Consider the following 15,450-nt stretch of genomic DNA (forward strand, 5'->3'; position numbering starts at 1 on the left):
CATTCAGCGTCTGGACTGTGATTGTGGGGCCCGGTGGCCGGCAGTAGGTTTGAACGATCTGCTACCGGAGAAAACCACCATGCCCGAGTACAAAGCCCCCCTGCGCGATATGCGTTTTCTGATCGATCACGTCTTCGATTTCCCAGGTCGTTATGCCGAGTTGGGGGCCGTTGACGCGAGCCCGGATATGATCAGCGCGATCCTTGAGGAAGGCGCACGGTTCTGTGAGAACGTTCTGGCGCCACTCAATCGTTCCGGCGACGAAGAAGGCTGTCATTTCGATAACGGCGTGGTGACGACGCCTACAGGTTTCAAGCAAGCTTTCGCACAATACGTAGAAGGCGGCTGGCATGGCCTGGCGGCGGACCCGGTTTACGGCGGTCAGGGTCTGCCCAGTTCCCTGGGGCTGGTCATCAGCGAAATGATCGGTTCCAGCAACACGTCCTGGGGCATGTACCCGGGCCTGACCCACGGCGCGATGTCGGCCATCCATGCCCATGGCACTGAAGAGCAGAAACAGACTTACCTGAGCAAACTTACCGCTGGCCAGTGGACAGGCACCATGTGCCTGACCGAAGCCCATTGCGGTACCGACCTGGGCATCATCAAGACCCGCGCCGTGCCCCAGGCCGATGGGAGCTATACGATCTCCGGCAGCAAGATCTTCATCTCCGCAGGCGAGCACGACATGAGCGACAACATCGTTCATCTGGTGCTGGCCAAGCTGCCGGACGCCCCGGCCGGGACCAAAGGCATTTCGCTGTTCATCGTGCCCAAGTTCCTGCCCGACGCGACCGGCGAAGCGGGGCAGCGCAACGGCGTCAGTTGCGGCTCGATCGAACACAAGATGGGCATCAAGGCTTCGGCCACTTGCGTATTGAATTTCGACGGAGCCAAGGGGTTCCTGATCGGCGAGCCGAACAAGGGCCTCAACTGCATGTTCACCATGATGAACCATGCCCGGCTCGGCACTGGCATGCAGGGCCTGTGCCTGGGAGAGGCCAGTTTCCAGGGAGCGATCCGATACGCCAACGAGCGTTTGCAGATGCGTTCGCTGACTGGCCCCAAGGCTCCGGAAAAAGCTGCCGACCCGATCATCGTTCATCCCGACGTGCGAAGAATGTTGCTGACCATGAAGGCCTTCAACGAAGGTAACCGGGCGCTGACCTATTTCACCGCGCAACTGTTGGACACCGCACACCTGAGCACTGACGAAGCGGCCCGTCAGGACGCCGAAGATCTGTTGGCGTTCCTCACGCCAATCTGCAAGGCCTTCATGACCGACACCGGGCTGGAAGTGACCAACCACGGCATGCAGGTGTTCGGTGGTCACGGTTTTATTCGCGAGTGGGGCATGGAGCAGTTGGTGCGCGATTGTCGTATCGCTCCGATCTATGAAGGCACCAACGGCATCCAGGCGCTGGACCTGCTGGGACGCAAGGTGTTAGGCAGCCAAGGCAAGTTGTTGCGAGGCTTCACCCGGCTCGTCCATCAATTCTGTATCGCGAATGCCGAGCATCCGCAGCTCAAGGGTTATGTCGCCCAACTCGACGAACTCAATCGTCAATGGGGGGCGTTGACGACTCAGATCGGCCTGGCGGCCATGAAAAATCCGGATGAAGTCGGCGCTGCCTCGGTGGATTACCTGATGTACAGCGGCTACATCATCCTGGCCTACCTGTGGTTGCGCATGGCGCTGGTGGCTCAGTCGCAGCTCGACAGCGACTCCGGCGACGGGGATTTCTGCCGGTCGAAACTGGCGACTTGTGAGTTCTACTTCAAGCGCCTGCTGCCAAGGACCGCCGCCCATCGGGCCGCTGTCGAGGCAGGGAGCGACTGCTTGATGAAGTTGCCAGCAGAGCTGTTCGCCCTTTAACGGTAGAAACCCAGTTGCAGCGAGGGAGCTTGCCCCTCGCCGCAGTGATTCATGTTGTCTTTCTGAATGACTAAAAATAACAAAACAGTCATTGGTTGACCCTATGTGTCGTAAAAGTTGTTGAGGTACACTCCGAGCCATACCAAAACCGTTTCTTACGAACCAACTGTTTAGATCCTGCGAGGTTTGCCATGGCTGACTACAAAGCGCCCCTGCGCGATATGCGCTTCGTCCTCAATGAAGTATTCGAGGTCGCGAAACTCTGGGCCGAATTGCCGGCGCTGGCGGAGACCGTGGACGCTGAAACCGTCGAGGCGATTCTTGAGGAAGCCGGCAAAGTGACCAGCAAGAGCATCGCTCCTCTCAGCCGTGCCGCTGACGAAGAGGGTTGCCACTGGGCTGACGGAGCCGTCACCACGCCGGCCGGTTTCCCACAGGCCTACAAGACTTACGCTGAAGGCGGCTGGGTGGGGGTTGGTGGCGACCCAGTCTACGGAGGCATGGGCATGCCCAAGGCCGTTTCGGCCCAGGTCGAGGAAATGGTCAATTCCGCCAGTCTGTCCTTTGGTCTCTATCCGATGCTGACCGCCGGGGCCTGCTTGTCGATCAATGCCCACGCCAGCGAAGAACTCAAGGCGGCGTACCTGCCAAACATGTATGCCGGCATCTGGGCCGGTTCCATGTGCCTGACCGAGCCCCATGCCGGTACGGATCTGGGGATCATCCGCACCAAGGCCGAACCCCAGGCCGACGGTTCCTACAAGGTCAGCGGGACCAAGATCTTCATCACCGGCGGCGAGCACGATCTCACCGAGAACATCATCCACCTGGTGCTGGCGAAACTGCCGGACGCGCCGGCTGGCCCGAAAGGCATTTCGTTGTTCCTCGTGCCCAAGTTCATGGTCAATGCCGACGGCAGCCTGGGCGCCCGCAACGCGGCCAACTGCGGGTCGATCGAGCACAAGATGGGCATCCAGGCGTCCGCTACCTGTGTGATGAACTTCGACGAAGCCGTGGGATATCTGGTCGGCGAGCCGAACAAAGGCCTGGCAGCCATGTTCACCATGATGAATTACGAACGCCTGGGTGTGGGTATCCAGGGCTTGGCCTCTGGTGAGCGCTCGTACCAGAACGCTATCGAATACGCCCGCGACCGCCTGCAAAGCCGTTCGCCAACCGGCGCGCAAAACAAGGACAAGGTTGCCGACCCGATCATCGTCCACCCGGACGTGCGCCGGATGTTGCTGACCATGAAAGCCTCGAACGAAGGTGGCCGGGCATTTTCGACCTACGTTGCAATGCAACTGGACACCGCCAAGTTCAGCGAAGACGCGGCCACCCGCAAGCGTGCCGAAGACTTGGTGGCCTTGCTCACACCAGTGGCGAAAGCCTTCCTGACCGACCTGGGCCTGGAAACGACTGTCCACGGCCAGCAGATTTTCGGCGGTCATGGTTACATCCGCGAATGGGGACAGGAACAACTGGTTCGCGATGTCCGCATCACCCAGATCTACGAAGGCACCAACGGTATCCAGGCGCTGGACCTGGTGGGGCGCAAGATCGTCGGTAATGGCGGTGCGTTCTACAAGCTGTTCGCTGAGGAAATCCGCCATTTCATCAACACAGCGAGTGTGGATCTGGCGGAGTTTACCCAGCCATTGGGCAATGCCGTAGACACGCTGGACGAGCTGACTGAGTGGCTGCTGGACCGAGCGAAGAGCAACCCGAACGAAATCGGCGCAGCGTCGGTGGAGTATCTGCAAGCGTTTGGTTACACCGCGTATGCCTACATGTGGGCGTTGATGGCCAAAGCAGCGCTGGGCAAGGAAGGCCAGGATGATTTCTACGCGAGCAAGCTGGGAACGGCGCGATTCTATTTCGCACGCCTGCTGCCGCGTATCCATTCCTTGAGCGCTTCAGTGAAGGCAGGCAGCGACTCGCTGTTTCTGCTGGATGCCGGGCAATTCTGATGAGGGAAGCTTGTAAGCGAATGCTTACACGACGTGATGCCGTTTTCCCTCTACCGGCAGATTGGATCCAGGGCTAATCTACTTCACATGGACGTCGCGCAGGATGCGCAAGAGAAACAACACGGACACGTAGGATTCTGCCAGGACGGCAGAGTGAAAAGGATGTCAGGGAAACAGTCTGCAAAGCCCCGCTTCGGCGGGGTTTTCTTTTACCCGCGTTTTTTCTTCTCGATCGGCTTCTTCTACTCACTGACGGGATTTGAACCCTGACGAGCGGTCATGGGTCAATGAGCTATATGGCAATGTAGCCATCGCCCATCAGGAGCCCACCATGGATTTCATTCGTATCATCATCGCCATTCTGCTACCGCCGTTGGGTGTATTTCTGCAAGTCGGTTTCGGCGGGGCTTTCTGGCTGAATATTCTGTTGACGCTGCTGGGTTACATCCCGGGCATCGTGCATGCGGTGTACATCATCGCCAAGCGCTGAGAGTTTTTCTCGAACCCCTCTGTGGGAGCGAGCCTCTCGCTCCCACATTGCTTTTGGATTGGCTTACAGGTTGTGGTCAATCACCCTGCGATAGAACAGCCACTCATGCTCCAGCGCATGGGCCTGGTTCACCGCCTTGCGAAAACCATGGCGTTCGTCCGGATAGTAATGCGCTTCGACCGTTACGTCGTTCTCTTCCAGCGCCTTCACCATATCGCGGGTCTGCTGCGGTACGACCACGACATCCAACTCTCCCTGGAAAAAAATCACCGGTGAACGGATTTGCCCGGCGTGGAGCAGCGGTGTGCGGGCGCGGTAACGTTCGGCGTCCCGCTGCGGATCGCCGATCAACCAGTCGAGGTAATCGCCTTCGAATTTATGCGTGGCGCGGCCCAGGGCGACCGGATCGCTGACGCCATAGAGGCTGGCGCCAGCACGGAAGACGTCATGGAACGCCAAGGCGCAAAGGGTTGTGTACCCGCCAGCACTGCCGCCGCGGATGAATGCAGACTGGCCGTCGACCAGGCCCTGCTCATCCAGGTAGGCGACTACCGCGCAGGCATCCTCGACATCCACCACACCCCAATTCAAATGCAGCGCCTGGCGATATGCCCGTCCGTAGCCGCTACTGCCTCGATAATTGAGATCTGCGACTGCAAAGCCGCGCTGGGTCCAGTACTGGATACGCGGATCGAACAGGGGATAGCAGGCCGAGGTCGGTCCGCCATGAATGAACACCACCAGCGGCGGTTTCGCCTCCGAGTGCAGGGTTGGATAAAAGAAACCATGGACTTCACCCGAAGCGCTGGGATAGCGCAGTGTTCGGGGGCGGCTGATCCGATCGACGGATAACGGCGCCACTCCACCGGCCAATACGACCGCTTCATGGCTTTGCCGGCTGATCGCAATGACTGCCGAGGGGCTGACCGGCGAGGCGGCGATGGCGTAGATGAACCGTTCGTCCAACGCCAGGCTGCGAAACCGGGTATAAGTGCCGGTGAATTCCTCGTTGTCGGTGCCGCTGCGGCGCAGGCCCAGCCGTCCGAAGCCCGCTTCGGTCCAACTGGCCAGATAAGTGTTTGCGTCCAATGGTAGCCAGGTTCGGCCGCCCAGTTGCCAGGGCGCAGGCGCGTGATCGGCTTCGGCGCAGGGCAGCGGTGCCAGGCCGTGGCCCGACTCAATCCACGGCTGCCAGTAACCTCCCCGGTCAGTCAGGCAATACAGACGATTGGCATGATCGAAACGCGGCTGCTGGATGGATTCCTCTTCAGCAATGCCCGCCACACAACGCGGTTCACCCCAACCTGACGCGTTGCGCTCGGCCAGCATCAACCGCGTGGCTGTCCATGGCTGATGAGGACGGCTCCACTCCACCCAGGCCAGTCGCTGGCCATTCGGGCTCAAGATCGGCGAAGCATAGAAGTCGGCGCCTTCGGCCAGCACCTGCCGGCGATGATCCGCCAGACTGATCGACACCAGGCGATGCTGATCGGCCTCTTCCTCAACCGCCAGTACCTGGCCGGCGACATACCCCAGATCTCCGTATCGACAAGTGCCAGAAGTGAGCGCGACAGGCGCACCACCAACCAGTGGCTGGTGGTGCAACTGCTGATCCGTTTCGTTGACGAACAAGACGCCGTCGTCGCTCAGGCAAAACGATCCTCCGCCATATTCATAGACCCGACTGCGGGCGCTGAACCCGTCCGGGGTCATGCATCGGGCCTGGCCGTCCTTCCAGTGCCAGATCCGACACGCACCGTCTTCGGGGCGATATTCATTCCAGAACAGGCCATGCGGGCCAAGGTGCAGCTCGGCGAAATCGATGCCCGCGGCAACGGCCTCGGCGGCGCTGAGCGATTCAACCCTTGGCGATGAGGCGTGAGTTTCGTTCATTGCGAAAGGCCAGTTGCTCAATGGTTTGCGTGGCGTGCTCGGCGTCTTCGCGAGCCTGGATAATTACAGCGTGATGTTCGGATTTGCTGCACACCGGGTCGGCGTTGCTGGCATCGCCCGTGAGCATGAACGCCTGGCAGCGGCAGCCGCCGAAATCCTGCTCTTTTTCATCGCAGGAGCGGCATGGCTCGGGCATCCAGTCATAGCCGCGAAAGCGATTGAAGCCGAACGAGTCGTACCAGATGTGTTGCATGCTGTGGTCGCGCACGTTGGGAAATTGTACTGGCATCTGTCGGGCACCGTGACAGGGCAGCGCCGTGCCGTCCGGCGTGACCGTCAGAAAGAGGCTGCCCCAGCCGTTCATGCAGGCTTTGGGGCGTTCTTCATAGTAGTCCGGCGTCACGAAGATCAGCTTGCAGGGGTTGCCCTCGGCTTCCAACCGCGCGCGATATTCGTTGGTGATGCGCTCGGCGCGCTCCAGCTGTTCCCGGGTGGGCAACAACCCGACGCGGTTGAGCTGCGCCCAGCCATAGAACTGGCAGGTAGCGAGTTCGACGAAATCGGCCTCCAGCGCGATGCACAGCTCGATGATGCGGTCGATCTTGTCGATGTTGTGCCGATGGGTGACAAAATTCAGCACCATCGGATAGCCGTGGGCCTTGACTGCCCGAGCCATTTCCAGCTTCTGCGCAAAGGCTTTCTTCGAGCCGGCCAGCAGGTTGTTTACTTGCTCGTCGCTGGCCTGGAAGCTGATCTGGATATGATCCAGGCCGGCGTTCTTGAAGTCGCTGATTTTCTGCTCGGTCAAGCCGATGCCGGAGGTGATCAGGTTGGTATAGAACCCCAGTCTGCGCGCTTCACCGATCAGTTCGGCCAGGTCCTGGCGCACCAGTGGCTCGCCGCCGGAAAAACCCAACTGCGCCGCGCCCATTTCCCGGGCTTCGCGAAAGACTTTGAACCACTGCTCGGTGTTCAGCTCCTGGCCCTGTTCGGCGAAGTCCAGCGGGTTGGAGCAATACGGGCATTGCAGCGGGCAGCGATAGGTCAACTCGGCCAGCAGCCAAAGCGGCAGGCCGATCGCCGGTTTTTCAGGTAAGGGTGATCCAGTGCTCTGCACGGGCGACCTCCATGAACTGCTCGATGTCGTCACCGAGTTCCGGCACGTCGGGAAACTGTTTGCCCAACTCGCCGATGATGGCCGCGACATCCCGTTCGCCATCGATCAGGCCGCCGATCAGCGCAGCGCTGTCGTTGAGCTTGATCATGCCTTCAGGATAGAGCAACACATGGCCCTTCTGTGCCGGTTCGTACTGGAAGCGATAGCCGGGGCGCCAGCGAGGGGTTTTGCTGCGGTCGAAGCTCATAAACTGATCCCTTTGTGCCACACCCGTTCCCCGGTCACGCTGTGATAGGGCGGGCGATTCAATTCGTAGGCCATGCTCATGGCATCGAGCATGCTCCAGAGAATGTCCAGTTTGAACTGGAGAATCTCCAGCATGCGCTCCTGCCCGGCGCGGGTGGTGTAGTGCTGCAAGGTGATGGCCAGGCCATGCTCCACATCGCGACGGGCCTGGCTCAGGCGGGTACGGAAATATTCGTAGCCGGCCGGGTCGATCCAAGGGTAATGCTGCGGCCAGCTGTCCAGGCGCGACTGGTGGATCTGCGGGGCGAACAGCTCGGTCAGCGAGCTGCTGGCGGCTTCCTGCCAACTGGCGCGGCGGGCAAAGTTGACATAGGCATCCACCGCGAAACGCACCCCGGGCAATACCAGTTCCTGGGAGCGCAGTTGATCGGGGTCCAGCCCAACCGCCTGGCCCAGCCTCAGCCAGGCCTCGATGCCGCCGTCTTCGCCAGGAGCACCGTCGTGATCGAGCAGACGCTGGATCCACTCCCGGCGGATTTCCCGGTCCGGGCAATTGGCCAGGATCGCGGCGTCCTTGAGCGGGATGTTCACCTGGTAGTAAAAGCGGTTCGCGACCCAGCCCTGAATCTGCTCGCGATTGGCGCGGCCTTCATACATCGCCACGTGATACGGGTGATGGATGTGGTAATACGCACCCTTGGCACGCAGGGCCGCTTCGAACTCGGCGGGGGACAGGGGAGTGTCAATCATGTTGGTTCTCCGTGATGGGGTTTGGGGCTGTCTGAACCGGCCTCTTCGCGAGCAAGCCCGCTCCCACGGGGTTTCGCAGCGTATGAAAGTTCCGTATTACTCGGACCATTGTGGGAGCGGGCTTGCTCGCGAAGGCGTCCTGCCAACTGGCGCCAGCGTCAACTGACACAACACAAATCCACAATCATCCCACCCTTGCTACAACTCAATACTCATTCCGTCGTAAGCCACTTCAATCCTACGGCGTACCAGCTCCGCGCGTTCCGGCGAGTTTTCGTCCAGGATCGGGTTGGTGTTGTTGATGTGGATAAGCACCTTACGTGGCTCGGGCAGTTGCTCCAGTACTTCGAGCATGCCGCCGGGGCCGTTTTGCGCCAGATGCCCCATCTCCCGGCCAGTACGGGTGCCGACACCACGACGCTGCATTTCATCGTCATCCCACATCGTGCCGTCCACCAGCAGGCAGTCGCTGCCGGCCATGATCTCCAGCAACGGCCCGTCCACCTTGCCCAGGCCTGGGGCGTAGAACAGCTTGCCGCCGGTGCGCAGGTCTTCGACGACCAGGCCGATGTTATCCCCCGGATGCGGATCGAAACGGTGAGGCGAATAGGGGGGCGCGGCGCTGCGCAGGGGCAGTGGGGTGAAGCGCAGGTCCGGACAGGCGGGGATGGTGAAGCTCTGGTCGAGCTCGATGCGGTTCCAGTTCAGCCCGCCGTTCCAGTGGGTCAACATGTTGAACAGCGGAAAGCCGGTACTCAGGTCTTCATGGACCATGTCGGTGCACCAGACTTGATGCGGGCAACCTTCGCGCAGGCTGAGCAGGCCGGTGGTATGGTCGATCTGGCTGTCCATCAGGATGATGGCGCCGATCCCGGTGTCCCTCAGGGCCCGGCCCGGTTGCATCGGGGCGAACCCCTGGAGCTGGGCGCGGATGTCCGGGGAGGCGTTGCACAACACCCAGCTCACACCGTCATCGGAGATCGCGATGGACGACTGGGTACGGGCCTGGGCCCGCAGGCTGCCGTCGCGAAACCCGGCGCAATTGGCGCAATTGCAGTTCCACTGAGGGAAACCGCCGCCGGCGGCGGAACCTAGAATCTGGACAAACATGGCCGCTCCATCTGCAAACCGAAATAAAAAACGCCCCGGCTGACCGAGGCGTTTGCTGCGCGTTCAACCGCCTGCAGCAATTAACGGTTGGCGAAGTACATGGTGACTTCGAAACCGATACGCAGGTCGATATATGCGGGTTTGGACCAGGACATGGAAATACTCCTTTGGTTGGGGTGGGACAGGTGAGATCTATACATTTAGTCCACCTCCATTCGGAGATGTTCAGATGCTTAGGCGGCTATGTTACTAAATCTGACATTTTCGTTCGCGGCGATTCTTTGAGAAAGCTCATTGCAGCGGTTGTAACGATCGTGGTGCCGCTTGCCAGCGTCCTTCCGGACAAGGGCCGTTGCTCAAGCAATGACGCCCACCTTCGGCATCGATCAAACGCCGGGCGGCGGCCAGCAGTTGCTCTCTGTTTATCTGTCCGATGGCGTCGGACAGCTGTTGGAGATAATCAGATGGCCTTCCGGCCAGTTTCCCTTGCCAGAGCAGCTCGGCCGCTTGGGCGCAGGCCAGGGCATTGCCCTGGAATTGTGCTGCCAGAGCCCGCTGGTGACTGCACAAAGTCGAATCGTCGGTCTGTCGGATCAGATCCGTCAGCCCCTCCAGAAACTGCTCGATGTGGGCGACCAGTTGAGGAGCCGGGATATCGGGAGACTGGACGCCGAACAGCAGGCCTGTTTGTCCATTGATCTGCTTCAAGCCGCTGAACACTGCATAGCCCAGTTGCAGCTCCACCCGCAGGCGCTGGTAAAACGGCGTCTGACAGAGCTGTGCCAACAGCCGCCAGGAGGCCTCATCGGACAGTTCCGCCGTGGGTGTCGGACAAAACAGCAATACGGCCTGTTCGTCACCCTCGGTCTGAAGCCTGTTCCAGGTGCATTGCATGTTTGGCCGCGTGGATTCGGCAGGGTGCCCTGCAATGCCCGGAACCCGAGCCAATGCAGGGCCCATGGCCGCCTGGGTGGCCGCTGACAGGCCCAAGGCCAATCCATCCCACTGGGCCGTGGTCCAGAGGGATGCGTCGGGTGTTGGCATCGTCGTTGGATGCGAGCGGTGTAAGCCGGGATCAGCCAATGCCTTGAGCAACTGTCGAATCGGCATCAACAACGTTTCGCTTTCCGCTTGGGGCGGGGGCAGCGGCTGTTCCAGCTTCGCCAGCACGTGTTCAAGAACCTGCGGCATGGGCGCTTGTAAGCCGGTCAGTTTCAACAGGCACTGGTCACTGCCGGTTTCGAACGTGACGTCCACGCCCGCTTGACTGGCATCCTCATGCAGATCCAGCAAATGTCGCTCGAGCCTGGTTTGAAGGTCGCCCGGCGCTTGCCCCGCCAAACGCCAGCGCAGGTATATCGCTCCTTCACGGGTGTGATCGGGCAGTGCCTGGCTGAACTGCATGGGCGAGCGTTCGCGACGACTGCGGGAGCGGTCCTGAGCGAAGGTGCGCAGGCCCCGGTGGGCGCTGGTCTGGCCGCGTATCAGCCCGGTGCGGGGAGGTTCGCCGGATGTTTGCAGGAAAGGATTGGGCGCGGGCAGTTGCCAGGCTCCCGTGACGTGCTCAGCAGGTTGCATCTGGTTGAGGATCTCCCTGAGCCTCGCGAGGTCATTTCCCGACAGCGATGCTTCTCGCCCTTCGTTGTCCTGGCGGGCGAGTTGCAAGGCCGTGGCGATCTCCTGTCGGCGACGCAGCACGGCTGTGAACTCATTGCGCAAGGGCGCCCAGTCATCCTGGGCGGCGAAAAATCCCAGCCAGTCGTGCAACAACGGCCGGATACGATCCATCGCTTGATCGTTTTCCAGCTTGAATTCAATGTGCAGTAGCGCCTGCCCTGCAAACGCGTAAAGCGGCGTGGCCTTTAGGTTGTCGACCAGGCCTAGCTGGCGCAACGTGGCGAGCAATCCCCCAGCTTTACTGGAATTCATCCATGTGCAGAGAAAGTCCATGGCTTGGGGCGAGGCGACCGGCAACTGTTCGAAGGTGAACAGCAGGTCGAGGCGAGCTTTGCCGACCTGTTGATAACTGGCTGCTGGCGAGGCCATCAGCTTCGACGGCGATGGCCTGACAACGGTTTGTCCCCGGGGCAGGTTGCCAGCGAAACGTTCAGCCAGCGTCTTTAGCTCGTCGAAGCTCTGCGGGCCCGCCAGGCTCAGGGTCATTTGGCCGCTCTGATAGAACTGTCGGTAAAAATCCCTGAGTGCTGTCTGGAATTCAGGCTGTTGCACGGCGAGGCTGTCTCGATTGCCGGCATGGAAGCCTCGCAATGGATGGGATGCCGATAATCCATTGTACAAGGCCACCTGCCGCTGGGCCGTGACGTCCTGAGACCAGGCAACGAATTCCGCCTGCAGCACTTCCCGCTCCCTTAACTGATCGGCTTCATCCAGGCGCGGATGGGCGAGCATGTCCGCCAGCCGATCCAGCCCGTCAGCGAAGGCGGTGGATGGCAACTCGAAGAAGAAATCCGTGGTGCGCTCACTGGTGCGAGCATTGATCTGGCCCCCGTGGTGTTGCACGTAGGCCATCAGGTTCTGTTTTGCAGGAAACCGCTCTGTACCGAGGAAGAAAAGATGCTCGAGAAAGTGCGCCATTCCCGGCCAGGCCTGCGGTGCGTCATGACTACCGACCGCCACTCGCAACACGGCGGCGCTACGCTTGAGATCGGATGCATGACGCAGCGTCACCTGCAAACCATTAGCCAGGGTTTCAGTATGAAGGTGGAGGGAGTCGGGGGCCGGCATGAGCGCTTCCAGGGCAGAGAAGCGCTCATGCTCGGATAAGGTCAACGTTTGTGCAAGTCGCCATAAAGCTCGGGACGACGGTCATGGAGGTAGTTGTAGGCCTCGCGGGAGGCTTGTATCGACTGCCGATCCAGCTCGCCCACGATCAAGGCCTCATCCAGCCCGGCAAGCGCGGGGCGGCTGCCGTCCGGTGCGGCGATGCTGCTTTGACCGCAATACAACAATTCACCTTCATGACCGCAGTAATTGGCGTATGCCACGAAACATTGGTTCTCGATGGCCCGGGCGCGCACGGTGACGTCGGCGATGAACTCGTAGGGCTGCATGTTGGCGGTCGGCACCAGGATCAACTCGGCACCGGCCAGGGCCAGGCGCCGGGCGTTTTCCGGGAATTCCAGGTCGTAGCAGATCAGGAATCCAAGCTTCCAACCGTTGAGCTCCACGATCGGCAGCGCCGAATCACCGGCGCTGAACATCGCGTGGTCGAGATCGCCAAACAGATGACTTTTGCGATAGTTGGCGAGGCGTTCCCCCTCGGCATCGATCAGTTGCACCGAATTGTAGATCTGCCCGTCTTCGCTGCGTTCGGGATAGCCATAGAGAATCGCCAGGCCGGCCGCCTTGGCAATGCGGCCGATCTGCTGCGCCCATTCGCCGTTGTAGACCTCGGCCAATATATTCACCGCGTCGACGCCGATGTTGTAGCCGGTCAGGAACATTTCCGGCAGTACCAGCACATCGGCGCCCCTGGCCTCCAACGCCACCCGGTGCAGGCGTTGCAGATTGGCAGCCGGATCCAGTGGCAGCGGTGGGCATTGGTAAAGGGCTACGCGCATCGACAACTCCTTTTATTCGGGCCGCTTATTCAGGCAGTGCGATCGGACCGATCTCGTGGAACACATCACCTGGACCCGGGTTCTCGGGGTGAGTTTCACCGCCGAAGTGTTTCATGATTCCCCACACGGCATTGAGCGAGGTTTGTACCGCGCCTTCAACCCAGGCCGGTGTCCATGAGACGTCATCGCCCGCGATAAAGATCCCTCGTTGTTCGGCCGGCATGTCGTCCTGCATGAAATGCGCGTACATGCGTTGGTTGTAGCGATAGTGGCCAGGCAGGGCGCCCTTGAATGCGCCAAGGAAATGCGGGTCCGCTTCCCAGGATACGGTGATCGGATCGCCGATGATCCGCGCGGCGATGTCCACCTTGGGGTAAATCTTCTTCAAGGCATCCAGCGCCAGTTTCACGCGCTTTTCTACTGGATGCGGCAGCATTTTCAGCGCATCGCTCATCCACGAGTACGAGAGGCAGATGACCCCGGGCTTGTCATCACCGTTATCGAACAGGTAAGTGCCACGGGTCAGGCGGTCGGTCAGGGTCATGCTCATCAGGTCGCGACCGGTTTCCGGGTCCTTGTCCTTCCAGAACGGGCGGTCGACCATTACGAAGGTCTTGGACGATTGCATGTAGCGGGTGCGATCCAGGGCCATCCACATCTTTTGCGAGAACAGCGCTTCCTCGCATTCGATCTGGGTGGTCAGCAGCCAGCTCTGGCAAGTGACCAGCACCGCGGCATATTCGCGAGTGTTATCCCATACGTCCGTCACGCTGAACTGGCCATTGTCGGCGCGTGCGATGCGTTTTACACCGCTGCGGGGAGCGCCGAGGTGCAGCGAGCTCAGGCTGGTGCCTTCCGGCCAGTGCGCGCAGCGCTCCGGCACGTGTTTCCAGATGCCGTGGGGCACCTGTTCGACGCCGCCGACCACCAGATGCTGATGATCGTCGCAGTTGGTCATCACCACGCGGAAAATTTCCAGCATCGAGTTGGGAAAGTCCGAGTCCCATCCACCGGTGCCGAACCCGACCTGGCCGAATATTTCGCGGTGCTGGAACGAGAGTTTGGCAAACGCCTTGGAGGTGGCGACGAAATCGTAGAAAGTGCGGTCATCCCACAGGGGGACGAGGGTATTCCACAGTTCCTTGAGGCGAGGCACGTCGCGGTCGCGAATCGCCTGCTGGATCTCGCTGAAGCGCGAGCGGTCCTCCAGCGCATCGGCCCAGGCATCCGCCACTTCCTGGAACAGTGCCGGCAGATCCGCCATCTTCTCGGCGTAATAGGTCTGGCCTTCCAGATCGATGACAGTGCTGCCCGAGGCGGGGGTCAACGGGTTGGGAAAGGGCTTGGTTTCCAGGCCCAGCTTGTCGACATAGTGATAGAACGCCGTGGACGACACCGGAAAGCGCATGCCCCCCAACTCGGCGACGATGCCTTCGGCACCATTGAACGCCTGTGAGCGCAGGCGTCCGCCCATCTTCGACGCCTCGTAGACCACCGGCTTGAGGCCTAGCTTCATCAATTCGTACGCCGCCACCAGCCCGGCGATCCCGGCGCCGACAATCGCCACTTCGGCACCATGGTTATGAGCCGGAATGGTGCCCAGGCCCGCCGGATGCTCGATCCAGTCATCAAAGGCGAAAGGAAAATCCGGCCCGAAAATGGTGATGGGCTTTTTGCCGTTTGCGGGGTGGCGATTGTTCTTGTTCATGGCTGACCTTGATGGCGACTCGACGCGGCATTCGCGTCTGAGTATAGGAAAGATGCCGGTCATTCTAGAGAGCGTGAAACACGTTAATAAGACGCAATGTGTCGTCGATTTGATTCGATACAAGTCATTTCGACAATTGCTCAGGTCTAAATGACGAAGCAGACCTTTGTGAGAGCGAGCGGGCTTGCTCCCACAAGGGGTTTTGCAACATAGGCCTTTAGACCGGCTGACCCCGATCAATCTTGCTGCTGAGAATGATCGAGGTGGTGGTCTTCTCCACGCCGTCCACGCTACCGATCTGGTCCAGCAACTGGTCAAGCTGTTCCGGCGAATCGGTACGCAGCCAAGCCACATAATCGAATTCGCCACTGACCGCGCATAACTGCTGGACCTGGGCCATGGCGCTCAACCGGCGCAACACGTCCTTGCCGGAGCGCGGCTGGACCTTGATGCCGACGTAGGCCTGCAGACCACCATCGATTACGCGCTGTCCCAGGCGCACGCCATATCCGGTAATAACCTTGGCTTTTTCCAGTCGTGCCAGGCGCGAGGTCACGGTGGTACGGGCGATGCCCAACTGGCGGGCAAGCATGGCGACGCTTTCCCGGGCGTTTATTTGCAGGGCCGCGATCAATTGGCGGTCGATTTCGTCAAGGACGGGAGAGCGGGTGTCAGACAAGGTGAACTCCGGTGCAGGCATCGGTGGCGG

The 15,450-nt window shown here is 60.4% G+C and carries 13 protein-coding genes; 3 read left to right on the forward strand and 10 right to left on the reverse strand.

What is annotated here, in order from left to right; translation table 11 throughout:
• The first annotated feature begins 79 nt into the window (after nucleotides 1–79).
• The 3 genes from AD666_RS21235 to AD666_RS26250 all read left to right on the forward strand — a co-directional run bounded on the left by AD666_RS21235 (nucleotide 80) and on the right by AD666_RS26250 (nucleotide 4,336).
• The gene (locus tag AD666_RS21235) at nucleotides 80–1,876 is read left to right on the forward strand and encodes an acyl-CoA dehydrogenase C-terminal domain-containing protein (protein ID WP_053156294.1); all 1,797 of its coding nucleotides are present in this window, start codon (nucleotides 80–82) and stop codon (nucleotides 1,874–1,876) included.
• Between the two features lie 191 nt (nucleotides 1,877–2,067).
• Nucleotides 2,068–3,846, forward strand: coding sequence for an acyl-CoA dehydrogenase C-terminal domain-containing protein (locus AD666_RS21240; protein WP_053156297.1), 1,779 nt, complete (start codon nucleotides 2,068–2,070; stop codon nucleotides 3,844–3,846).
• A 331-nt stretch (nucleotides 3,847–4,177) separates the two neighbouring features.
• Nucleotides 4,178–4,336 carry a YqaE/Pmp3 family membrane protein gene (locus tag AD666_RS26250; protein WP_003177654.1) on the forward strand — a complete coding sequence of 53 codons (159 nt, stop codon included), beginning with the start codon at nucleotides 4,178–4,180 and terminating at the stop codon, nucleotides 4,334–4,336.
• A gap of 63 nt (nucleotides 4,337–4,399) precedes the next feature.
• Here AD666_RS26250 and AD666_RS21250 read toward each other — a convergent pair whose 3' ends face one another.
• The 10 genes from AD666_RS21250 to AD666_RS21295 form a co-directional block, all read right to left on the reverse strand.
• Nucleotides 4,400–6,229, reverse strand: a complete 1,830-nt coding sequence (locus AD666_RS21250) for a S9 family peptidase (protein ID WP_053156301.1) — start codon at nucleotides 6,227–6,229, stop codon at nucleotides 4,400–4,402.
• Entirely contained in the window at nucleotides 6,195–7,346 is a 1,152-nt protein-coding gene (gene pqqE / locus AD666_RS21255; RefSeq protein ID WP_053156303.1) for a pyrroloquinoline quinone biosynthesis protein PqqE, read from the reverse strand. Before pqqE ends, AD666_RS21250 begins: the two co-directional genes overlap by 35 nt.
• Nucleotides 7,318–7,593, reverse strand: a complete 276-nt coding sequence (gene pqqD / locus AD666_RS21260; protein WP_053156306.1) for a pyrroloquinoline quinone biosynthesis peptide chaperone PqqD — start codon at nucleotides 7,591–7,593, stop codon at nucleotides 7,318–7,320. Before pqqD ends, pqqE begins: the two co-directional genes overlap by 29 nt.
• Nucleotides 7,590–8,342 (reverse strand): pyrroloquinoline-quinone synthase PqqC, encoded by a 753-nt coding sequence (gene pqqC / locus AD666_RS21265; RefSeq protein ID WP_053156309.1) that lies wholly within the window; start codon nucleotides 8,340–8,342, stop codon nucleotides 7,590–7,592. The genes pqqD and pqqC overlap by 4 nt, the downstream gene beginning before the upstream one ends.
• Before the next feature lie 198 nt (nucleotides 8,343–8,540).
• A complete protein-coding gene (pqqB, locus tag AD666_RS21270; RefSeq protein ID WP_053156311.1) occupies nucleotides 8,541–9,452 on the reverse strand; it encodes a pyrroloquinoline quinone biosynthesis protein PqqB in 912 nt (303 codons plus the stop codon).
• A gap of 80 nt (nucleotides 9,453–9,532) precedes the next feature.
• On the reverse strand, nucleotides 9,533–9,607 hold the full coding sequence (gene pqqA / locus AD666_RS21275) for a pyrroloquinoline quinone precursor peptide PqqA (RefSeq protein ID WP_053156473.1): 75 nt from the start codon (nucleotides 9,605–9,607) through the stop codon (nucleotides 9,533–9,535).
• A gap of 136 nt (nucleotides 9,608–9,743) precedes the next feature.
• On the reverse strand, nucleotides 9,744–12,197 hold the full coding sequence (pqqF, locus tag AD666_RS21280) for a pyrroloquinoline quinone biosynthesis protein PqqF (RefSeq protein ID WP_053156314.1): 2,454 nt from the start codon (nucleotides 12,195–12,197) through the stop codon (nucleotides 9,744–9,746).
• A 41-nt stretch (nucleotides 12,198–12,238) separates the two neighbouring features.
• Complete coding sequence (locus AD666_RS21285; RefSeq protein WP_053156317.1) at nucleotides 12,239–13,033, reverse strand: carbon-nitrogen hydrolase family protein; 795 nt, start codon at nucleotides 13,031–13,033, stop codon at nucleotides 12,239–12,241.
• Nucleotides 13,034–13,058: 25 nt separating this feature from the next.
• Nucleotides 13,059–14,741, reverse strand: coding sequence for an NAD(P)/FAD-dependent oxidoreductase (locus AD666_RS21290; RefSeq protein WP_053156321.1), 1,683 nt, complete (start codon nucleotides 14,739–14,741; stop codon nucleotides 13,059–13,061).
• 217 nt (nucleotides 14,742–14,958) lie between these two features.
• Nucleotides 14,959–15,420 (reverse strand): Lrp/AsnC family transcriptional regulator, encoded by a 462-nt coding sequence (locus AD666_RS21295; protein ID WP_053156476.1) that lies wholly within the window; start codon nucleotides 15,418–15,420, stop codon nucleotides 14,959–14,961.
• Between the last annotated feature and the right edge of the window lie 30 nt (nucleotides 15,421–15,450).

Source organism: Pseudomonas sp. Pf153 (assembly GCF_001269775.1).
Taxonomy (GTDB): Bacteria; Pseudomonadota; Gammaproteobacteria; order Pseudomonadales; family Pseudomonadaceae; genus Aquipseudomonas; species Aquipseudomonas uvaldensis.